Annotated in this window: 18 protein-coding genes; 2 read left to right on the top strand and 16 right to left on the bottom strand. The window is 72.0% G+C overall.

Annotation, left to right across the window (positions count from 1 at the left end; all coding sequences use genetic code 11):
• Window positions 1-11 precede the first annotated feature (11 nt).
• The 4 genes from ACPT94_RS23210 to fmt form a co-directional block, all read right to left on the bottom strand.
• Window positions 12-1,055, bottom strand: coding sequence for a sugar-binding transcriptional regulator (locus tag ACPT94_RS23210; protein WP_360344982.1), 1,044 nt, complete (start codon window positions 1,053-1,055; stop codon window positions 12-14).
• 78 nt (window positions 1,056-1,133) lie between these two features.
• Complete coding sequence (rpe, locus tag ACPT94_RS23205) at window positions 1,134-1,820, bottom strand: ribulose-phosphate 3-epimerase (RefSeq protein ID WP_425246731.1); 687 nt, start codon at window positions 1,818-1,820, stop codon at window positions 1,134-1,136.
• A 319-nt stretch (window positions 1,821-2,139) separates the two neighbouring features.
• Window positions 2,140-3,558, bottom strand: coding sequence for an RsmB/NOP family class I SAM-dependent RNA methyltransferase (locus tag ACPT94_RS23200; protein ID WP_360344986.1), 1,419 nt, complete (start codon window positions 3,556-3,558; stop codon window positions 2,140-2,142).
• 179 nt (window positions 3,559-3,737) lie between these two features.
• On the bottom strand, window positions 3,738-4,670 hold the full coding sequence (gene fmt / locus ACPT94_RS23195) for a methionyl-tRNA formyltransferase (protein WP_360344988.1): 933 nt from the start codon (window positions 4,668-4,670) through the stop codon (window positions 3,738-3,740).
• 325 nt (window positions 4,671-4,995) lie between these two features.
• Between fmt and ACPT94_RS23190 the strand changes: the two genes are divergently transcribed.
• Window positions 4,996-5,538, top strand: a complete 543-nt coding sequence (locus ACPT94_RS23190; RefSeq protein ID WP_425246729.1) for a hypothetical protein — start codon at window positions 4,996-4,998, stop codon at window positions 5,536-5,538.
• Window positions 5,539-5,786: 248 nt separating this feature from the next.
• Here the strand turns inward: ACPT94_RS23190 and ACPT94_RS23185 are convergent, their stop codons facing one another.
• Window positions 5,787-7,961, bottom strand: a complete 2,175-nt coding sequence (locus ACPT94_RS23185; protein WP_425246728.1) for a primosomal protein N' — start codon at window positions 7,959-7,961, stop codon at window positions 5,787-5,789.
• A 75-nt stretch (window positions 7,962-8,036) separates the two neighbouring features.
• Between ACPT94_RS23185 and ACPT94_RS23180 the strand changes: the two genes are divergently transcribed.
• Entirely contained in the window at window positions 8,037-8,702 is a 666-nt protein-coding gene (locus ACPT94_RS23180) for a hypothetical protein (RefSeq protein ID WP_360344994.1), read from the top strand.
• Window positions 8,703-8,778: 76 nt separating this feature from the next.
• Here the strand turns inward: ACPT94_RS23180 and metK are convergent, their stop codons facing one another.
• The 11 genes from metK to ACPT94_RS23125 all read right to left on the bottom strand — a co-directional run bounded on the left by metK (window position 8,779) and on the right by ACPT94_RS23125 (window position 21,484).
• Window positions 8,779-9,987 carry a methionine adenosyltransferase gene (gene metK / locus ACPT94_RS23175; protein WP_360344996.1) on the bottom strand — a complete coding sequence of 403 codons (1,209 nt, stop codon included), beginning with the start codon at window positions 9,985-9,987 and terminating at the stop codon, window positions 8,779-8,781.
• A 241-nt stretch (window positions 9,988-10,228) separates the two neighbouring features.
• Complete coding sequence (gene coaBC, locus ACPT94_RS23170) at window positions 10,229-11,431, bottom strand: bifunctional phosphopantothenoylcysteine decarboxylase/phosphopantothenate--cysteine ligase CoaBC (RefSeq protein ID WP_360344998.1); 1,203 nt, start codon at window positions 11,429-11,431, stop codon at window positions 10,229-10,231.
• Between the two features lie 159 nt (window positions 11,432-11,590).
• Window positions 11,591-11,863 carry a DNA-directed RNA polymerase subunit omega gene (gene rpoZ, locus ACPT94_RS23165; RefSeq protein ID WP_003977348.1) on the bottom strand — a complete coding sequence of 91 codons (273 nt, stop codon included), beginning with the start codon at window positions 11,861-11,863 and terminating at the stop codon, window positions 11,591-11,593.
• Window positions 11,864-11,916: 53 nt separating this feature from the next.
• Window positions 11,917-12,510, bottom strand: a complete 594-nt coding sequence (gene gmk, locus ACPT94_RS23160) for a guanylate kinase (RefSeq protein WP_360345000.1) — start codon at window positions 12,508-12,510, stop codon at window positions 11,917-11,919.
• A gap of 60 nt (window positions 12,511-12,570) precedes the next feature.
• A complete protein-coding gene (locus tag ACPT94_RS23155; protein ID WP_189936491.1) occupies window positions 12,571-12,894 on the bottom strand; it encodes an integration host factor in 324 nt (107 codons plus the stop codon).
• A 278-nt stretch (window positions 12,895-13,172) separates the two neighbouring features.
• Window positions 13,173-14,015 (bottom strand): orotidine-5'-phosphate decarboxylase, encoded by an 843-nt coding sequence (gene pyrF, locus ACPT94_RS23150; protein ID WP_360345003.1) that lies wholly within the window; start codon window positions 14,013-14,015, stop codon window positions 13,173-13,175.
• A complete protein-coding gene (locus ACPT94_RS23145) occupies window positions 14,012-15,118 on the bottom strand; it encodes a quinone-dependent dihydroorotate dehydrogenase (RefSeq protein WP_360345005.1) in 1,107 nt (368 codons plus the stop codon). Before ACPT94_RS23145 ends, pyrF begins: the two co-directional genes overlap by 4 nt.
• 58 nt (window positions 15,119-15,176) lie before the next feature.
• A complete protein-coding gene (gene carB, locus ACPT94_RS23140; RefSeq protein WP_425246727.1) occupies window positions 15,177-18,485 on the bottom strand; it encodes a carbamoyl-phosphate synthase large subunit in 3,309 nt (1,102 codons plus the stop codon).
• Window positions 18,478-19,635 (bottom strand): glutamine-hydrolyzing carbamoyl-phosphate synthase small subunit, encoded by a 1,158-nt coding sequence (carA, locus tag ACPT94_RS23135; RefSeq protein WP_360345009.1) that lies wholly within the window; start codon window positions 19,633-19,635, stop codon window positions 18,478-18,480. The genes carB and carA overlap by 8 nt, the downstream gene beginning before the upstream one ends.
• Window positions 19,632-20,201, bottom strand: a complete 570-nt coding sequence (locus ACPT94_RS23130; protein WP_425246726.1) for a PH-like domain-containing protein — start codon at window positions 20,199-20,201, stop codon at window positions 19,632-19,634. The genes carA and ACPT94_RS23130 overlap by 4 nt, the downstream gene beginning before the upstream one ends.
• Complete coding sequence (locus ACPT94_RS23125) at window positions 20,198-21,484, bottom strand: dihydroorotase (RefSeq protein WP_425246725.1); 1,287 nt, start codon at window positions 21,482-21,484, stop codon at window positions 20,198-20,200. Before ACPT94_RS23125 ends, ACPT94_RS23130 begins: the two co-directional genes overlap by 4 nt.
• Window positions 21,485-21,487 lie beyond the last annotated feature (3 nt).

Below are 21,487 nucleotides of genomic sequence, written 5' to 3'. Positions count from 1 at the left end.
CTGACGTACCGTCAGACCCCGTCGGGGTCCGCCCGGTTGAGCGCCGGCCTCGGCGTCGGCCCCGCCGTCATCAGATAGTCCGCGGCCGAGGTGTCCGTCACCAGGCTGGTGACGAGCCCGGACCGCAGCACCGCGTCGATCGCGGCCGCCTTGCGCTGCCCGCCCGCGATCGCGACGACCTCGGGGATACGGCGGAGCTGGTCGGCCTTGACCGTGATGCACCGCTCCCCCAGGTCCCGCCCGACGCGGCGGCCCTCGGCGTCGAAGAGGTGCGCGGACATCTCGGCGGCGACACCGAGCGAGGCGTAGTGTCCCCGCTCCTCGTCGCTGAGCATGTCGTGCACCGTCGAGATGCCCGGCTCCCAGGAGCCGATGGAGACGCAGGCGACCGTGACCTTGTCGAAGTACTCGAAGGCCCGGGCGATCCCGGTCTGGTGGCGCAGCGCGGCCGCGGTGGCCGCGTCCGGCAGCAGCATCGGCGCGTAGATGGGGTGCGCGTCGCCGCCGGACACCTGGGCGGCGCGGCGGACGGCCTCGACCGAGCCGCGCTCGGCGGTCCCGGCGTCGTACACGCCCGTCAGCTGCACCACCGTGCACGGCGGCAGCCGGTCCAGCGCCGCCGCCATGTGGATCGTGGACCGGCCCCAGGCCAGGCCCAGGACGTCCCCCTCGTTGACGAGCTCGCCGAGCAGGTCGGCGGCCACTTCCCCCAGGTTCTCGGGATCGGGCGACTCCTCGACATCGGCCGGGGACTCGACCACGACGGCGTGCCTGAGGCCGTAGCGGGCGCGGAGCGCGTCGGAGCGCTCGGCGTCCAGCTCGGCCGGCACGCGGATCTCGATACGTACGAGATCCCGTTCGAGAGCGGTTTCCAGGACCCGGGCCACCTTGAAGCGGCTGACGCCGAACTCCTCCGCGATCTGGATCTTGGACTTGCCCTCGAGGTAGAAGCGGCGGGCCATGGCCGCCGCCTGCACCAGCTCAGCGGGTCCCATCCGCATGGCTGACCGGCCCGCCGACATACCCGACACGGCGATCTCCTCACTGCTGTTCACACTCTGGATTCGCCGTTCATCCTTGCAGATCCGGCGCACTTGATCAGCCCTGATGAGAGCCGTTCACGTAGCTGTGGCTCAGTGGTCGCATGCCCACGAGGCCTTGGCGGTGGCCGACTCCGCCTGTGCGCGCAGCGCACGGACCGCCTCGGCCGGGTCCTCGGCCCCGTACACCGCCGATCCGGCCACGAAGACGTCCGCGCCGGCGTCGGCGCACCGCTCGATCGTCGAGGCCGAGACCCCGCCGTCGACCTGGAGCCACAGTTCAAGGCCGTGCTTGCCGATCAACTCACGGGTGCGGCGGATCTTCGGAAGCATGATGTCGAGGAAGGCCTGGCCTCCGAAGCCCGGCTCGACGGTCATGATCAGCAGCATGTCGAGCTCGGGCAGCAGATCCTCGAACGGCTCGATCGGCGTCGCGGGCTTGAGCGCCATGGAGGCCCGGGCGCCCTTCGCCCGGATCTCACGGGCGAGACGCACGGGCGCGGCGGCCGCCTCGACGTGGAAGGTGACGGACGAGGCACCCGCCTCGACGTACTGCGGTGCCCACCGATCGGGGTCCTCGATCATCAGGTGGCAGTCCAGCGGAGTGTCCGTCGCACGGGCCAACGACTCCACGACCGGCACACCGAGCGTGAGGTTCGGGACGAAATGGTTGTCCATGACGTCGACATGGAGCCAGTCGGCTCCCGCGACCGCCTGGGCCTCGTCCGCGAGGCGGGCGAAGTCGGCGGACAGGATGCTGGGGTTGATCTGCGCGGCCATGACCCAAGCCTGCCATGCCGTCCGGGGGTGAGGGGCATCGGTCCCGGGGGGAAACGGTCGTATGAACGCCACGGGCGGCCCGGGGCCGGTCACCCCCGCACGGCGGAGCCGCAGCCGTCACGGCCCCGCACCCCTTGTGGGACGCGCCCTGGCACGCCGTGCCGGGTGGCCCTGCTGTCGCTTCGGAACGTGCTCGGCCGGGACTTCGTCCCAGGCCGCGACGGCACCCGGGCGCTGAAGCGGTCGGACCGCGTACCACGCCACGCTCCCCAGAGCCGCCGGCCAGGGAGCCCGCTGTCGTGCGAACGCCCGGAGCCGGTCACCCGGTCCGGCGGATGAGCGCCAGATACATGGCGTCCGTCCCGTGCAGATGCGGCCACAGCTGGATGTCGGGCCCGTCGCCCAGCGCCGGTACGCCCGGCAGCAGGGGCCGGGCGTCGATCAGCTCGGCCTCCGGGAACTGCTTGAGCACGTCGGCGACGACGGCCCGGGTCTCCGCGAGGTGCGGCGAGCAGGTGGCGTAGCCGACGACACCGCCGACGCGCACGGACTCCAGCGCGGTCCGCAACAGCTCGCGCTGCAACGGCGCGAACCCCTCCAGGTCCTCCGGCCGGCGCCGCCACCGCGCCTCCGGCCGCCGCCGCAGGGCGCCGAGCCCGGTGCAGGGCACGTCCATCAGCACACGGTCGAAGGAACCGGGCCGCCACGGCGGCCGCGTCCCGTCGGCGGCCAGGACCTGGTAGGGCCCGGGATTGCCGTGCAGGGCCTTGGCCACCAGCCCCGCCCGGTGCGGCTGCTTCTCGGAGGCGACGAGGGTGGCCCCGCGCTCGGCGGCGAGGGCGGCGAGCAGCGCGGCCTTGCCACCGGGCCCGGCACACCCGTCGAGCCACTTCTCGTCCGGGCCCTCGACCGGCGCGTTGGCCAGCGCGAGCGCCACGAGCTGGCTCCCCTCGTCCTGCACCCCCGCACGCCCTTCCCGTACGGCGTCGACCGCGCCCGGTTCGCCGCCCTCGGTGAGCCGCACGGCGTACGGCGACCAGCGCCCGCGGACAGCGGCCTCCTCACGCAGCAGCTCGTCGACCGTGGCCCGCCCGGGCCGGGCGACCAGCGTCACCTCGGGCCGCTCGTTGTCGGCCTCCAGCAGGTCCTCGATACCGGCCCGGCCGCCGCCGAGGGAGTCCCACAGCGCGGAGACGACCCAGCGCGGATGCGAGTGCACGACGGCGAGATGGTCCTCGGGATCCTCGTCGTAGGGCGGTGCGACCTTCTCCAGCCACGCGTCCAGATCGTGCTGCGCGACCTTGCGCAGCACGGCGTTGACGAACTTGGCCCGCCCGTCGCCGAGCACGACCCGCGCCAGCTCGACGGAGGCCGACACAGCCGCATGCGTGGGAATCCGCGTCCCCAGCAACTGGTGCGCACCCAGACTGAGCACGTCCAGCACGGGCGGGTCGACCTCCCGCAACGGCCGGTCGACGCACGCGGCGATGACGGCGTCGTACGTTCCCTGCCGCCGCAGCGTGCCGTACACCAGCTCGGTGGCCAGGGCGGCGTCCCGCCCGTCGAAGTCACCGCTCTCCCGCGCCTTGCGCAGCAGCGGCGGCAGCACGAGGTTGGCGTACGCGTCCCGCTCGTCCACGGCTCGCAGCGCCTCGAAGGCGAGGACGCGGACGGGATCCTTCTGGGGCCGACGGTAGGGCTTGCCGGGCTTGCGGGGACGGCGGGACTGATCGCTCACGAAAAAGGTGCTCCGGATTGCAGGATGGAAGACGCCCCCAGCGTACGTCGAGCGACCACCGCCCCGTGCGGGACCGACTGGGCAGCCCGCCGCGTTGCCGTCGGTCGCCGGCTCCCCACGCACGGCCGGGCGGCAGGGCGCCGCCGCGACAGGAGCCGGCCTCATCCGAAGGACAGGCGCTACGCCCCGACGCGCTCCCCGTCGCCGATGCGCACCCCGCGGGCCCAGTCGGCCGCCCGCATCGGCTTCTTGCCCTGCGCCTGCACCCACAGCAGCTCGACCGCGTACGACCCGGTGCCCACGTGGACGCTGTTCTTGCCGACGGCCAGCACGCCCGGAGCGAGGTCGTCGCGCCCCGGAACCGGCTGGACCTGGATGAGCTTGAGCCGCTCACCACGGAAGGTGGTCCAGGCACCGGGCGCGGGTGTGCACCCCCGCACGACCCGGTCGACGCGCAGCGCGGGCGCGGCCCAGTCGACCTGGGCGTCCTCGACGGTGATCTTCGGGGCGAGGGTGACGCCGTCGTGGGGCTGCGGTACGGCCTTCAGCGAGCCGTCCTCGATCCCGTCCATGGTGGCGGCGAGCAGCCCGGCGCCCGCGAAGGCGAGCCGCGTCAGCAGGTCCCCGCTGGTGTCGGTGGGCCGGATCTCCTCGGTGACGGTGCCGTAGACGGGCCCGGAGTCGAGCCCCTCTTCGATGAGGAAGGTGGAAGCCCCCGTGATCTCGTCGCCCGCCATGACGGCGTGCTGCACGGGCGCGGCCCCCCGCCAGGCGGGCAGCAGCGAGAAGTGCAGGTTGACCCAGCCGTGGGCGGGGATGTCGAGGGCGACCCGGGGCAGCAGGGCCCCGTACGCGACGACGGGACAGCAGTCCGGCGCGATCTCCTGGAGCCGCTCCAGGAACTCCGGCTCCCGCGGCCTGGCGGGCTTGAGCACCTCGATCCCGGCCTCCTCCGCCCGCTGGGCCACAGGAGACGCGACCAGCCTCCGCCCCCGCCCCGCCGGAGCGTCGGGCCGCGTGACGACAGCGGCGACCTCATGCCGCCGGGAGGCGATCAGGGCGTCCAGGGCGGGAACGGCGACCTCGGGGGTACCGGCGAAGACGAGCTTCATGGGTGGGACGGGCCTCTCGGAGGGTCGGACGACGGGCAACGCACAAGTTTATTGGCCCACAAGGGGAAAGCCGCCGACGGCACTGCACCACCACGGGAGCGGCATTCCACCACGACGGGAGACATCCACCTCTCATCCGAGTGGCACAGGTGGTGCCCGGGTGGGAGACAAAGGCGGCGATGGCCGAAGGCCGGGCCGCCCCACCCCCAGGCAGGGGGCGTACGCATATGCCCATACGCCCCCACCCCGTGACCCGCGGAGCGAACCCGCGTTGGTCAAGAAAGAGTTGACCACTTTCTTCAACGCCGGTTCGAGAGGCTTGTTCATGGCCGACCACGCAACCCACGACGCCCAGGCCCGGGCCAGCCTGCACTTGCTGGTGCGGGACATCGAGCGGGTCCGCCGCCAGGTGGACGCACTGCGCACCCTGACCGCCCAGCTGGGAAATGTCTACCGCCCGCGCCGCTCCGGCCCGTCCACGGGCTTCGTCGTGTACGGACGCGCTCCCGCCCCCACGGTCCGCCTCGCCCAGGAGTTGCGGGACAGTGTCGAGACCCTGGTCACCGCGGCGGTGGACTTCGACCGCTCGCTCGGCTTCTCGTGGGACGCGGTGGGCTCCGCGCTCGGCGTCACCAAGCAGGCGGTCCACCGCCGCTACGGCTCCCGCCGCGCCGCCGCCCAGGCCGCCGCGGAGCCAGACCGCACGGGGGAGGCCGCGGGCACCCGCACGGTCACCGTGGGGACCGGGATCCCCGCGGTCCCGACGGTCCCCGCCGCCCGCTCGATGCCGACCCAGCCGACGGCGGGCAGCCCGTCCCTGCGGGACGAGGTGAGGCCGTCGGCCTTCCCCGGCCCACGCAACGGCTGACCGACCGCGCGCCCCCTCTGCCCTCTCGGCACACACCCGAGAGGGCAGACGCGTACTCGGCGACTCGCTCGGCGCCCAGGCCCACCCCATGTCGAAGCTCAGCCGCGCCTCGACGCTGCCCCCCTTTTCGAAGTCCAAGCCGCGCCTCGACCCTCATCCGATGGGCCGGAGCTCGGGCGAATGCCGCGACGCCGGGCCCGATGCTCGGAAGCTCACCGGCACCTCGACGCTCACCGATACCTCCACGCTCACCCGATGTCAGGCGGATCGATCCGCACCCACACCGCCGACGACGCCGCACCCCCGCCCCCGCCCCCGCCCCGAGCCATCCGTGCGGCCTGTGCGGACTTGAGCGCGGAGGCCAGCGCGGCCCCCCTGCCCGGCGGCACCCGGATCAACGCCCGTTCCCAGTGCTCTCCGGGAGGCGGCGCCCCCGGCCGCCGGGGCCGTCCCGCAGGGGTGACCGGCAACGGCACCGGCCCCAGCACCTCGGCCTCCCGGGGCAGTTCCACGGTGCCCAGGAACGCGGCCACCGCCTCCGCCGTCCCCGCCACCGCCGCCATCCGCGACACCGGTGGAAACCCCAGCTCGGCCCGCTCGGCCAGCTCGCGCACGGCATGCCCGACGGGGTCCCAGCGCACCAGCGCCTGAACGGGCCGCAGGGTCGGCTCGGCGACGACGACCACGGTGCCGCCCTCACCCTGTGGCCGTACCAGCGCGGCGGCCGCGATCCAGCGTCGCAGCGCGTCCTCCCCGGCCCGCAGGTCGGGCCGGGCGAGCATGGCCCACCCGTCCAGGAGCAGGGCGGCCGCGTAGCCGCCTTCGGCGACGGGTTCGGCACCGGGCGTAGTGACGACGAGCGCGGGCGTCCCCGGGACGGTGTCGAGCACATGCTCGCGCCCCGACGTCCGCACCGGAACGGCGGGAAACGCCCGCCCCAGCTCCTCGGCGGTCCGTCGCGCCCCCACGACCTGCGCCCGCAGCCGGAAGCCCCCGCACTCCGGGCAGTGCCAGGCGCCCTCCTCGCGCCCGCACCATCCGCAGGCCAGCGCGCCGCCGTCCGGCGCCTCCAACGGCCCGGAACAGTGCCGGCACCGGGCGGGCGCCCGGCAGTTGGCGCACGCCATCCGCGGCACGTACCCGCGGCGCGGCACCTGCACGAGCACCGGCCCGTGCCGCAGCCCCTCCCGCACCGCCTGCCAGGCGAGCGTGGGCAACCGGGCGGCACGCGCGGCCTCGTCCCGGGCGAGATCCTGGTCGCCCACCGTCCGCACGAGCGGAGCCGACCGCCGCACCTGCTCCCGCGAGGCGACCAACGGCCGCGCCCACCCGCTCTCGACCAGCTGCGCCCCCTCGACCGTGCAGCTCCAACCCCCCATCAGAAAGCCGCACTTGTCCTGCGCCGCCCGCAACAACAACACATCCCGCGCATGCGGCTGCGGAGCGTGCTGCTCGCTGTGGCTGTCGTCCCCGTCGTCCCAGACGGCCACCAGCCCGAGGTCACGCACCGGGGCGAACATGGCGGCCCGCGTCCCGACGACCGCCCGCACGGCCCCCCGCCGCACGGCGAGCCACTCCCGGTACCGCTTCTCGGGCCCGGCGTCGGCGGTGAGCAGCGCATGCCGCCCCTCCCCCAGCACACCGGTCAGCGCGGCATCGACCCGCGCGGCGGCCCGCCCGTCCGGTACGACGACGAGGGCCCCGCGCCCGGAGGCCAGCGTGGCCGCGACGGCCCGCGCCAGCTCCTCACTCCACTCGGGCCCGGGCAACGCGCTCCACACGGCCCGCGGAGACGCCCCCGAAGCCAGTGCCTCGAGGAACGCACCCCCACGCTCGTACCGCGCCCAGGAGCCCGCCGCCGGCGCCTCCGGCGGCGGAAGCGGCGCGGGAGACGGCCGCTGCTCGGCCCGCGCGCTGCGCGGCGGCACGGCCAGCTGCAGCACATCCGCCACGCTCCCCGCGTACCGGTCGGCGACGGCCCGCGCCAGCCCCAGCAGCTCCGGGCTCAGCACGGGCTCGGGCGACACCACCTGAGCGAGGGCGGCGAGCGGCCCCGAGTAGTCCGACTCGGCGAGCCGCTCGACGAGATATCCGTCGATCAGCCCCCCACCCTCACGCCGCCCGTCGCGCACCCGTCCCCGCCCGGCCCCGAACCGCACCCGCACCCGCACGCCCGGCTGGGCGTCGGCATCCAGCTCGGCCGGTACCGCGTAGTCGAAGTACCGGTCGAGATGCAGCACCCCCTTGTCGACCAGCACCCGCGCCACCGGCAGCGCCTCCGCCAACGCGGCCCCCCGCCACGTCCGCGGCTTCGCCCGCGGCGCCTTGGCCTGACGCACGCTCTCCCGAATCAGCGCGAGCTGCTCGGGCGGCGCCCCTTCCCCGGCCCCGCCACCGCCCCCCTGCCCGTTCTCGCTGCTCACGCTTGCATTCTTCCAAACGCCACTGACAACGGCCCCGCCGCGACTCCCTCGGCCCTCGGACGCTTGGATGGGCAGGTGACCGTTCAAGACACCGCCCTGAAGCTGCCGGCCATCGACACGCTCCGGGACCACTGCCGTTCGCTGGCCGTGCTGGAGGCGATCCTCAGCCCGGACTGGGCCGACCGCCACCACTCCTTCGACGCCGGCTGGTCGCGGACGGAGGCGATGGCCTCGATGCGCGACGGGTCGGGCGACGAGTGGGCGATCGTCTTCTCTCCGGCGGGCGCCTGGATCCGCGGCTTCGCCCACGAATCCCCGATGAGCCCCTACGCGCAGGACGGCCCCTGGCCCGGCGTGCTGGACGACGTGCCGGATGTCTTCAGGGCCTGCGTCGAGGAGCCCGCGTTCACGGACGAGGACGGCATGCCCGTCGTCACCGCGTGCCTGTGGCGCCGGGCGGCGGACGACGGCTGGTCCACGGGCACCATCGACTTCCCCGAGCGCCCGGCGGGCGACCCCGACGGCGCGGAGTCCTTGTTCGCCTTGCTGACGGACCGCTCGGCCGAGGCGTTCCAGCAGTGGGCGGAGGACTACTACGAGGTTCCGGTGGACGTGGAGGCCGTGCGCCACGTCCTCGCCTCGCGTCCGCTGACCGACGCGGTGGTGCGTGCGCTGAACCCCGACCTCACCGTGGACGACCTGGCGAAGGACCTCGCGCGGGCCGGATATCCGCGGGCCTGAGACCCGCACGACGCCGAGGCCCGGCGCCCCTGAGAGGGGCACCGGGCCTCACGCACTGCCTGTCACGGCGGGGGACTTACAGCCCCGCCGCCTCCTTCAGCGCCTCCACGCGGTCCGTGCGCTCCCACGTGAAGTCGGGCAGCTCACGGCCGAAGTGGCCGTACGCGGCGGTCTGGGCGTAGATCGGGCGGAGCAGGTCGAGGTCGCGGATGATCGCGGCCGGGCGGAGGTCGAAGACCTCGTCGATGGCCTTCTCGATCTTCTCGGGGTCGACCTTGTGGGTGCCGAAGGTCTCGACGAACAGACCCACCGGCTCGGCCTTGCCGATCGCGTAGGCGACCTGGACCTCGCAGCGCGCGGCCAGGCCGGCGGCGACCACGTTCTTCGCTACCCAGCGCATCGCGTACGCGGCGGAGCGGTCGACCTTGGACGGGTCCTTGCCGGAGAAGGCGCCGCCGCCGTGGCGGGCGAAGCCGCCGTAGGTGTCGATGATGATCTTGCGGCCGGTCAGGCCGGCGTCGCCCATCGGGCCGCCGATCTCGAAGCGGCCGGTGGGGTTCACCAGGAGACGGTAGTTCTCGGTGTCGAGCTTGATGCCGTCGTCGAGGAGGGCCTTCAGCTCCGGCTCCACGACGAACTCGCGGATGTCGGGAGCGAGGAGCGAGTCCAGGTCGATGTCGGACGCGTGCTGCGAGGAGACGACGACCGTGTCCAGACGGACCGCCTTGTCGCCGTCGTACTCGATGGTGACCTGCGTCTTGCCGTCGGGGCGCAGGTACGGGATGGTGCCGTTCTTGCGGACGTCCGACAGGCGCTTGGACAGGCGGTGCGCCAGGAAGATCGGCAGCGGCATCAGCGTCGGCGTCTCGTCGGAGGCGTAGCCGAACATCAGGCCCTGGTCACCGGCGCCCTGGCGGTCCAGTTCGTCGTCGTCGCCCTCGACCCGCGACTCGTACGCCGTGTCGACACCCTGGGCGATGTCCGGGGACTGCGCGCCGATCGACACGGAGACACCACAGGAGGCGCCGTCGAAGCCCTTCTTGGAGGAGTCGTAGCCGATCTCCAGGATCTTGTCCCGGACGAGCTGCGGGATCGGCGCGTACGCCTTGGTGGTGACCTCACCGGCCACGTGCACCAGACCGGTCGTGATCAGGGTCTCGACGGCGACCCGGGACGTCGGGTCCTCACGCAGCAACGCGTCGAGGATGGTGTCGCTGATCTGGTCAGCGATCTTGTCGGGGTGACCCTCGGTCACGGACTCCGAAGTGAACAGGCGACGGGACACAACGCTCCCTGGGGTTGCAGCGGCTGCTGGCTGATCATTGGCGGACGTGACGGGGGCTGCGCCCGGCGTCGTCCGAGAACAGTTTATCGGTCGCGCTTCACCACCGGCCCACCCGTCTCGCCTCTCGGGAGCGCTGTGACCTGCGGCACAGGGCATTCTGCCGAATACCGAGTGTGGTTGGCCAGGGGCGCCACGCCGTAATCGAGCGAGGCCGGAGAGATCGGCGAAGCGCATCGAACCGTCAACGCAGGCGTCGCGTCACCAGGTCCCACACGGTTTCGGCCAGTGCTTCCTTCGGGCCGTGCGGTATGGGGGTCTCGCTTCCGTCGGCGCCCAGGACGACCGCTTCGTTCTCCTCGGAGCCGAAGGTCCTGCTCTCCCCCACCTCGTTCACCACGAGCAGGTCGCAGCCCTTGCGCCGCAGCTTTGCCCGGCCGTTGGCCAGGACGTCGTCCGTTTCGGCGGCGAAGCCGACGACCACCTGACCGGGGCGCGCCCGGTCGGCGGAGATCTCCGCGAGGATGTCCGGATTTCGCACAAGGACGATGGGGTCCGGTTCCCGGTCGTCCTTCTTCTTGATCTTGCCGGCCGCGTACGCCGCCGGGCGGAAGTCGGCGACGGCGGCCGCCATGACGACCGCGTCGGCGTCCGCGGCCGCCTTCAGGACCGCCTCGCGCAGCTGCACCGCCGTGCCGACCTGGACGACGTCGACCCCGGCGGGGTCGGGCAGCCCGGTGTTGGCCGCGACCAGTGTGACCCGGGCGCCGCGGGCGGCTGCGGTGCGGGCGAGGGCGTAGCCCTGCTTGCCGGAGGAGCGGTTGCCGAGGAAGCGGACGGGGTCGAGGGGCTCACGGGTGCCGCCGGCGCTGACCACGACGTGCCGGCCGGCGAGGTCGGGTTCGCGCACTCCCCTGGCCAGAACGCGGCGGCAGATCTCGAAGATCTCGGCCGGGTCGGGCAACCGGCCCTTGCCGGTGTCGACGCCGGTGAGACGTCCGACGGCCGGTTCGACGACGACGGCGCCGCGGCGGCGCAGCGTCGCCACGTTCTCCTGGGTGGCGGGGTGCTCCCACATCTCGGTGTGCATGGCGGGGGCGAAGACCACCGGACAGCGGGCGGTGAGCAGGGTGTTCGTCAGCAGGTCGTCGGCCAGGCCGTGCGCGGCCTTCGCGAGTGTGTCCGCGGTGGCGGGGGCGACGACGACCAGGTCGGCCTGCTGGCCGATGCGGACGTGCGGCACCTCGTGGACGTCGTCCCAGACCTCGGTCGAGACCGGGTTGCCGGACAGGGCGGACCAGGTCGCGGCGCCGACGAAGTGCAGGGCGGACGCGGTGGGGACGACCCGTACGTCGTGGCCGGATTCCGTCAGTCTGCGCAGCAGTTCACAGGCCTTGTAGGCGGCGATGCCACCACTGACCCCCAGAACGACCTTCGGCTTGTCCACCGTCTCTCCCCGGACCTCGGAAAACGTACGCCGCGGCTCCCGGCGCACGACTCCATGCTGCATCATCGCGGGAGACGACCCCCCGCACCCCCGAGCAGACCACAGGCCCGGCAGTCGTGCTGCCGGGCCTGTGGAAAAACCAACTGCGAGCTGAAAATACTACTGGGCCGGGCCCTCGATGGCCTCGGAGGTCAGCAGCCCCGCGTTGATCTCGCGAAGGGCGATCGAGAGCGGCTTCTCGTGGACGTGGGTGTCCACGAGCGGACCGACGTACTCGAGGAGGCCCTCGCCGAGCTGCGAGTAGTACGCGTTGATCTGGCGGGCCCGCTTGGCCGCGTAGATCACGAGGCTGTACTTCGAGTCGGTGGCCTCGAGGAGCTCGTCGATCGGCGGGTTGATGATGCCCTCGGGCGCGGAGATGGAAGAGGACACGCTCTACCTTCCGATGGATGGGAAAAGACGGACGGTGATCACATCACCCGTGATCACACGACATCCATCAAGGCTAGCAGCTCGCGCGCCACATCCTCGACGGAGGTGTTGACCAGGGTCTCGTCGAACTCCGGCTCGGCCGCGAGCTCGATCTTCGCCGCCTCCAGGCGACGCTCGATCACCTCGGGCGGTTCGGTGCCCCGCCCGGTGAGTCTGCGCACCAGCTCCTCCCAGGAGGGCGGAGCCAGGAACACGAGCTGGGCCTCGGGCATGGACTCCCGGACCTGCCGCGCGCCCTGGAGGTCGATCTCCAGGAGGACGGGCTCGCCCGCCTCGAGGCGCTCCAGCACGGCGCCCCGCGGAGTGCCGTAGCGGTTGCCGGCGAACTCGGCCCACTCCAGCAGCTCACCATTGGCGATCAGCTTGTCCATCTCGTCGTCGGTGACGAAGAAGTAGTGGACTCCGTGCTGCTCGCCGGGACGGGGCTTGCGGGTCGTCGCCGACACCGAGAGCCAGACCTCGGGGTGTTCCTTGCGCATATGGGCGACGACCGTGCTCTTGCCGACCCCGGAGGGGCCGGAGAGCACGGTCAGCCGCGGACGTGCGTCCGGGGGTTCGGGGGTCGTCCCCCGGAGTGTTACAGCCATGCAGCGATTATTCCAGCTGTCCCGCAGTGCCCGGGACGATCCGCCCGGAGCACCTCGGACTCACTTGGCGGTGTCGCCGAACTCACGTTCCAGAGAGGCGATCTGGTTGGAACCGAGACCGCGCACACGGCGGCTCTCGGAGATACCGAGTCGCTCCATGATCTGCTTGGCGCGGACCTTGCCCACGCCCGGCAGCGACTCGAGCAGGGCGGAGACCTTCATCTTGCCGATGACGTCGTTTTCCTGACCCTGCTTGATGACCTCGTGAAGGGAGGCGCCGGAGTGCTTGAGTCGATTCTTGACCTCGGCCCGCTCCCGGCGAGCCGCGGCGGCCTTTTCGAGCGCGGCTGCGCGCTGTTCGGGGGTAAGGGGCGGAAGAGCCACGCCTACGTCACCTCGGATGTCGAACTGTCGGATACGGACCGGTGAGGAACCTAGTCGCCCCACACCTGGGGAGCCACGAGCAACACGCTTGCCCGTTCACTCTCCGTCGGAGACTAGCGGGCAACTCCGCCAGAGTCAGCGAGAACAGAGGAAAAGTCCTGGTCAGCCTCCGCTAGGCCGGACTTTTAGGACATAATCCCCCGGATTTGAGGATGTATCCAGGCTCAAGTCGGCCCCGGGCCGCCCGCCGGAGCCCCCGGTCGGACGGCCGGAAGCCCTCAGACGCCGTCCACCGCGGTCCTGACCTCGTCCGCGAAACGTTCCGCGGCGTCACGCAGAGCGACCACGTCGGGACCGTGGCGCAACACTCCCCGGCTGACGTTCGGCACGACGTTGCGCACCGCGGACCCGAACACCCGGGGCAGATCCGCCGCGGTCGCCCCCTGGGCGCCGATGCCGGGCGCGAGGAGCGGCCCGTTGACGTCGAGGTCGTACGTCGACAGGTCGCCCAGGGTGGCGCCGACGACCGCGCCGAAGGAGCCCAGCGGCTCCTCCCCCGCGTTCTCCGCGGCCAGGTGCGCCAGCATCGTCGCGCCCACGTTCCGCCCGTCCGCGCGCACCGCGTGCTGGACCTCGCCGCCCTCCGGGTTGGAGGTCAGCGCCAGCACGAACAGGCCGGCGCCGCTCTCGCGCGCCAGCGCGACGGCCGGGCTCAGGGAGCCGTAGCCGAGGTACGGCGAGACGGTGAGGGCGTCCGAGAACAGCGGGGCGCCCTCCCGGAGGAAGGACTCGGCGTACGCCGCCATGGTCGAGCCGATGTCGCCGCGCTTGGCGTCCATCACGACGAGGGCGCCGGCCGCCCGCGCCTCCTCGACCGACTTCTCCAGGACGGCGACCCCGCGCGAGCCGAAACGCTCGAAGAAGGCGCTCTGCGGCTTCAGGACGGCGATCCGGTCGGCCATCGCCTCGACGACCGTCCGGCTGAACCGCTCCAGACCGGCGATGTCGTCGTCCAGGCCCCACTCGGCGAGCAGGGACGCGTGCGGGTCGATCCCGACGCAGAGCGGACCGCGCTCGTCCATCGCCCGGCGCAGGCGCGCGCCGAAGGGCTCCAGGGTCATGCCGTCTCCCTCACGTCGGCGCCGACCGCCTCGGCCAGCGTGGTGTACGGGCTCGTGCGCAGCCGTGCGACGAGCCCCTTGTGGATCGCGCGGGCCCAGAAGGGGCCCTCGTAGACGAAGGCGCTGTAGCCCTGGACGAGGGTGGCGCCGGCCAGGATGCGCTGCCAGGCGTCCTCGGCGTTCTCGACGCCGCCGACGCCCACGAGGGTGATGCGGTCGCCCACGCGCGCGTAGAGACGGCGCAGCACCTCCAGGGAGCGCGCCTTCAGCGGTGCGCCGGACAGTCCGCCGGCCTCCTTGACCAGCGAGGGACCGGATGTCAGACCGAGGCCCTCGCGCGCGATGGTGGTGTTCGTGGCGATGATCCCGTCGAGACCGAGCTCCACGGCGAGGTCGGCGACCGCGTCCACGTCCTCGTCGGCCAGATCCGGCGCGATCTTCACCAGCAGCGGGACGCGGCGGTTCGTCACCATGCGGTCGGCGGCCTCGCGGACGGCGCGCAGCAGCGGACGCAGTGCCTCGGTGGCCTGCAGGTTGCGCAGACCTGGGGTGTTCGGGGACGAGACGTTCACGACCAGGTAGTCGGCGAACGGCGCGAGCCGCTCGGTCGACTTCACGTAGTCGAGGACGGCCTCGGCCTCCGGGACGACCTTGGTCTTGCCGATGTTGACGCCCACGACCGTCTTGAAGACGGGCTCGCGGGAGGCGAGGCGCGCGGCGACGGCCAGCGAGCCCTCGTTGTTGAAGCCCATGCGGTTGATCAGCGCCCGGTCCGGCACCAGCCGGAACAGCCGCTTCTTGGGGTTGCCGGGCTGCGCTTCCCCGGTGACCGTGCCGATCTCGACGTGGTCGAAGCCCAGCATCGACATCCCGTCGATGGCGATCGCGTTCTTGTCGAAGCCGGCGGCGAGCCCGAACGGGCCGTGCATGCGCAGCCCGAAGGCCTCCGTGCGCAGCTCCTTGTAGCGGGGGGCGAGGGCGGCGGCGACGAAGGTGCGCAGCACAGGGATGCGGACGGCGAGGCGGATCCAGCGGAAGGCGAGGTGGTGGGCCTGCTCCGGGTCCATTCGCTTGAACACCAGGCGGAAGAAAAGCTTGTACATCTCAGTCGTGTCCTCATACAGAGGGGGACACCGTTTCCGGTGTCCCCCTCGTCGGCTGCTAGTCGCGGGCCGCGGTCAGGTGTTCCGCGTGTTCCTGGAGCGAACGGACGCCCACGTCACCGTGGTTGAGGGCGTCGATGCCCTGGACGGCGGCGGCGAGCGCCTGCACCGTCGTCAGGCACGGCACGGACCGCGCCACGGCCGCCGTACGGATGTCGTAGCCGTCGAGGCGGCCGCCGGTGCCGTACGGGGTGTTGACGATGAGGTCGACCTCGCCGTCGTGGATGAGCTGGACGATGGTCTTCTCGCCGTTCGGGCCGGTGCCCTCGGACTGCTTGCGCACGACCGTGGCGTTGATGCCGTTGCGCTTGAGGACCTCGGCGGTGCCGGACGTGGCGAGGAGCTCGAAGCCGTGGGCGACCAGCTCGCGCGCCGGGAAGATCATCGAGCGCTTGTCGCGGTTGGCGACCGAGATGAAGGCGCGGCCCTTGGTGGGCAGCGGACCGTAGGCGCCGGCCTGTGACTTGGCGTACGCCGTGCCGAAGACCGAGTCGATGCCCATGACCTCGCCGGTGGAGCGCATCTCCGGGCCGAGGACGGTGTCCACACCGCGGCCGGAGGTGTCGCGGAAGCGGGACCACGGCATCACGGCCTCCTTGACGGAGATCGGCGCGTCCAGCGGCAGTTCGCCGCCGTCGCCGGTCGCCGGGAGCAGTCCCTCGGCGCGCAGCTCGGCGATGGTCGCGCCCAGGGAGATCCGGGCGGCGGCCTTCGCCAGCGGCACCGCGGTCGCCTTCGAGGTGAAGGGGACGGTGCGGGACGCGCGCGGGTTGGCCTCCAGGACGTAGAGGATGTCGCCGGCCATCGCGAACTGGATGTTGATCAGGCCGCGGACGCCGACGCCCTTGGCGATGGCCTCCGTGGAGGCGCGCAGGCGCTTGATGTCGAAGCCGCCGAGCGTGATCGGGGGCAGGGCGCACGCCGAGTCGCCGGAGTGGATGCCGGCCTCCTCGATGTGCTCCATGACGCCGCCGAGGTACAGCTCCTCGCCGTCGTAGAGCGCGTCGACGTCGATCTCGATGGCGTCGTCGAGGAAGCGGTCGACGAGGACCGGCCGGGTGGGGCTGATCTCGGTCGACTCGGCGATGTAGGAGGACAGCCGGGCCTCGTCGTAGACGATCTCCATGCCGCGTCCGCCGAGGACGTAGGAGGGCCGGACGAGGACCGGGTAGCCGATCTCGTCGGCGATGGCCTTGGCCTCCTCGAAGGTGGTGGCCGTGCCGTGCTTGGGCGCCGGCAGGCCCGCCTCGGCGAGGACGCGCCCGAACGCGCCCCGGTCCTCGGCCGCGTGGATCGCCTCGGGGGACGTGCCGACGATCGGCACGCCGTTGTCCTTCAGCGCCTGCGCCAGGCCCAGCGGCGTCTGGCCGCCGAGCTGGACGACGACACCGGCGATCGGGCCCGCCTGCGCCTCCGCGTGGACGATCTCCAGCACGTCCTCGAGCGTCAGCGGCTCGAAGTACAGGCGGTCGGAGGTGTCGTAGTCGGTGGAGACGGTCTCGGGGTTGCAGTTGACCATCACGGTCTCGTAGCCCGCGTCGCTCAGCGCGAAGGAGGCGTGGACGCAGGAGTAGTCGAACTCGATGCCCTGGCCGATGCGGTTGGGGCCGGAGCCCAGGATGATGACCGCGGGCTTCTCGCGGGGCGCGACCTCGCTCTCCTCGTCGTAGGAGGAGTAGAAGTACGGCGTCTTCGCGGCGAACTCGGCGGCGCAGGTGTCGACCGTCTTGTAGACCGGGCGGACGCCCAGCGCGTGCCGCACCTCGCGGACGACGTCCTCGCGCAGCCCGCGGATCTCGGCGATCTGCTGGTCGGAGAAGCCGTGCCGCTTGGCGTCGGCGAGCAGTTCGGGCGTCAGCTCGGCCGCGGCGGCCAGCTCGTCGGCGATCTCCTTGATCAGGAAGAGCTGGTCGACGAACCACGGGTCGATCTTCGTGTACTCGAAGACCTCCTCGGGCGTGGCGCCCGCGCGGACGGCCTGCATGACGGTGTTGATCCGGCCGTCGGTGGGCCGGACGGCCTCGCGCAGCAGGGTGTTCTTGTCGCCGGGCTCGCCGACGAAGGTGAACTGGCTGCCCTTCTTCTCCAGCGAGCGCAGTGCCTTCTGGAAGGCCTCGGTGAAGTTGCGGCCGATGGCCATGGCCTCGCCGACCGACTTCATGGTGGTGGTGAGGGTGGAGTCGGCGCTGGGGAACTTCTCGAAGGCGAACCGGGGGGCCTTCACGACCACGTAGTCGAGGGTCGGCTCGAAGGAGGCCGGGGTCTCCTGCGTGATGTCGTTCGGGATCTCGTCGAGGGTGTAGCCGACGGCGAGCTTGGCGGCGATCTTGGCGATCGGGAAGCCGGTCGCCTTGGAGGCGAGGGCCGACGAACGCGACACGCGCGGGTTCATCTCGATGACGATGACGCGGCCGTCCTCGGGGTTCACCGCGAACTGGATGTTGCAGCCGCCGGTGTCGACGCCGACCTCGCGGATCACGGCGATGCCGATGTCGCGCAGGATCTGGTACTCGCGGTCGGTCAGCGTCATCGCGGGCGCGACGGTGATCGAGTCGCCGGTGTGCACGCCCATCGGGTCGAAGTTCTCGATGGAGCAGACGACCACGACGTTGTCGTGCTTGTCGCGCATCAGCTCCAGCTCGTACTCCTTCCAGCCGAGGATGGACTCCTCCAGGAGCACCTCGGTGGTCGGGGAGAGCGTGAGGCCCTGGCCGGCGATGCGGCGCAGCTCCTCCTCGTCGTGGGCGAAGCCGGAGCCGGCGCCGCCCATGGTGAAGGAGGGGCGGACGACGACCGGGTAGCCGCCGAGCTCGTCGACGCCGGCGAGCACCTCGTCCATGGTGTGGCAGATGACCGAGCGGGCGGACTCGCCGTGCCCGATCTTGCGGCGGACCTCCTCCACGACCTCCTTGAACTGGTCGCGGTCCTCGCCCTTGTGGATGGCGGCCACGTTGGCGCCGATCAGCTCGACGCCGTACTTCTCCAGGACGCCGTTCTCGTGCAGCGAGATGGCCGTGTTGAGGGCCGTCTGGCCGCCCAGGGTGGGCAGGAGGGCGTCGGGGCGCTCCTTGGCGATGATCTTCTCGACGAACTCCGGGGTGATCGGTTCGACATAGGTCGCGTCGGCGATCTCCGGGTCGGTCATGATCGTCGCCGGGTTGGAGTTGACGAGGACGACCCGCAGCCCCTCGGCTCGCAGGACGCGGCACGCCTGGGTGCCGGAGTAGTCGAACTCGGCGGCCTGGCCGATGACGATCGGGCCGGAGCCGATGACCAGGACGGACTGGATATCGGTGCGCTTAGGCACGCTGGCCCTCCATCAGGGATACGAAGCGGTCGAACAGGTAGGCGGCGTCGTGCGGGCCGGCTGCCGCTTCGGGGTGGTACTGGACGGAGAAGGCCGGCTGGTCGAGCAGCTGCAGCCCCTCCACGACGTCGTCGTTGAGGCAGACGTGGGACACCTCGGCCCGCCCGAACCTGGTCTCGCTGACCTTGTCGAGCGGCGCGTCCACGGCGAAGCCGTGGTTGTGTGCGGTGACCTCGACCTTGCCGGTCGTACGGTCCTGCACGGGCTGGTTGATGCCCCGGTGGCCGTACTTGAGCTTGTAGGTGCCGAAGCCGAGGGCGCGGCCGAGGATCTGGTTGCCGAAGCAGATGCCGAACAGGGGCGTCCTGCGCTGAAGCACCTCGGTCATCAGCGCGACCGGGCCGTCGGCGGTGGCCGGGTCGCCGGGGCCGTTGGAGAAGAACACGCCGTCGGGGTTCACGGCGTACACGTCCTCCGCCGTGGCCGTCGCCGGCAGGACGTGCACCTCGATGCCGCGCTCGGCCATGCGGTGCGGGGTCATGCCCTTGATGCCGAGGTCGATCGCGGCGACGGTGAACCGCTTCTCGCCGACCGCCGGGACGACGTAGGCCTCCTGGGTGGCGACCTCCTCGTAGAGGCTCGCGCCCTTCATGTGCGGCTGGGCCTGCACGCGCGCGAGGAGCTCGGTCTCGGAGCCGATGGCCTCGCCGGAGAAGATGCCGGCGCGCATCGAGCCGCGCTCGCGCAGATGGCGGGTGAGGGCGCGGGTGTCGATGCCGGAGATGCCGACGACGCCCTGGGCGACCAGCTCGTCGTCGAGGGAGCGCTTGGCGCGCCAGTTGGAGGGCACGCGCGCGGGGTCGCGCACGACGTAGCCGGAGACCCAGATGCGCTTCGACTCGTCGTCCTCGTCGTTCCACCCGGTGTTGCCGATCTGGGGGGCGGTCGCGACGACGATCTGGCGGTCGTAGGAGGGGTCGGTCAGGGTCTCCTGGTAGCCGGTCATGCCGGTGGAGAACACCGCTTCGCCGAAGGTCTCCCCCACGGCCCCGTAGGCACGGCCGCGGAAGGTCCGGCCGTCCTCCAGGACGAGTACGGCGGGAGCCGCCTTGTGCCTCTGCGAGGCGGTCCCCTGGATGGAGGTCGTCATCGTTCGGCGCCTTCCCTGGTGGTTGTTTCGATCATGGAGTTAATGACGTCGACCCACTCGTCGTGCTCGGCCGCGTGGTCCGAGCGGAAACCGGAGTCGATCAGCTTGTCGCCGTGCGCCCAGGTCACCACGAGCAGTCCGCCCTCGGTGAGGACCTTGCCGGCGATGCCCTTGTCGAGTCGGGCCTCGCGCAGCGCGGCGGCGGGGACGAAGAAGTCGGCCGCGCCGGGGCGTACGACGTCCAGTCCCGCGTCCGTCAGGGTGAGCTCGACCCGGCTGCGGGTGCCCAGGCCGTGGGCCACGATGCGGTCGAACCACTGCCCGGCGGTGGTGGAGCCGTGGTAGCGGCCGGTCATGCTCAGTTTCACCGGGCCGGGGTCCTCCGGCACGGTGAGGAGTTCCGGCAGATCGCTCTGCAGCGTGCCGCGCCACTTCCAGCCCTCGCGCATCAGCCAGTAGACGAGCGCGACGAACAGGGCGAGGCCGACGACCCAGCCGATGCGGGCGGCCCAGTCGGTCACTTCGGCCGATTCCTTCTCGGCCGCGAGCAGGATTACAGGTGTCACGTGAGCTTCCCGTCGACGAGCGTGGCCTTGCCCCGGAGCCACGTGTGCGTGACACGGCCCGGCAGCTCGCGCCCCTCGTACGGGGTGTTCCGGCTGCGCGAGGCGAAGCCCGCGGGGTCCACCGCCCCACGGTATGCCGTGTCGACGAGCGTGAGGTTGGCGGGCTCACCAGCCGAGACGGGACGCCCGTGGCCCTTGGCCCGGCCGATCCTGGCCGGCTTGAAGGACATGCGGTCGGCGACCCCGGCCCAGTCGAGGAGCCCGGTCTCCACCATCGTCTCCTGGACCACCGACAACGCGGTCTCCAGGCCGACCATCCCCATGGCGGCGGCGGCCCACTCGCAGTCCTTGTCCTCGTGCGGGTGCGGGGCGTGGTCGGTGGCGACGATGTCGATCGTGCCGTCGGCGAGCGCCTCGCGCAGCGCCAGCACGTCACGCTCGGTGCGCAGCGGCGGGTTGACCTTGTAGACCGGGTTGTAGCTGCGCACCAGCTCGTCGGTGAGGAGGAGGTGGTGCGGGGTGACCTCGGCGGTGACGTCGATGCCCCGCGACTTGGCCCAGCGCACGATCTCCACGGAGCCGGCGGTGGACAGGTGGCAGATGTGGACGCGGGAACCGACGTGCTCGGCGAGCAGGACGTCCCGGGCGATGATCGACTCCTCGGCCACCGCGGGCCAGCCGCCCAGCCCCAGCTCGGCGGAGACGACCCCCTCGTTCATCTGGGCGCCCTCGGTCAGCCGCGGCTCCTGCGCGTGCTGGGCGACGACCCCGCCGAAGGCCTTCACGTACTCCAGCGCCCGCCGCATGATCACGGCGTCGTCCACGCACTTGCCGTCGTCGGAGAAGACGGTGACACCGGCCGCCGACTCGTGCATGGCGCCCAGTTCGGCGAGCTTGCGGCCCTCCAGGCCCACGGTGACGGCGCCGATCGGCTGCACGTCGCAGTAGCCGTGCTCCCGGCCGAGCCGGTAGACCTGCTCGACGACACCGGCGGTGTCGGCGACGGGGAAGGTGTTGGCCATGGCGAACACGGCCGTGTAGCCGCCGCTCGCCGCCGCGCGCGTACCGGTGAGGACCGTCTCGGAGTCCTCGCGGCCGGGCTCGCGCAGGTGGGTGTGCAGGTCGACGAGGCCCGGGAGGAGCACCTTGCCGGCGGCCTCGACGACCTCGGCGCCCTCGGCGGAGAGGTCACGGCCGACCGCCTCGACGACCTCCCCGTCGATCAGCACGTCCTGCGGCTCGCCGCCGAGCACCTTCGCACCACGGATCAGGATCTTGCTCATCTG

Source organism: Streptomyces aurantiaciflavus, from assembly GCF_049808595.1.
Lineage (GTDB): Bacteria > Actinomycetota > Actinomycetes > Streptomycetales > Streptomycetaceae > Streptomyces.
Note: the sequence above shows the minus strand (reverse complement) of the source record. Positions and strands in the feature narration are given on the sequence as shown.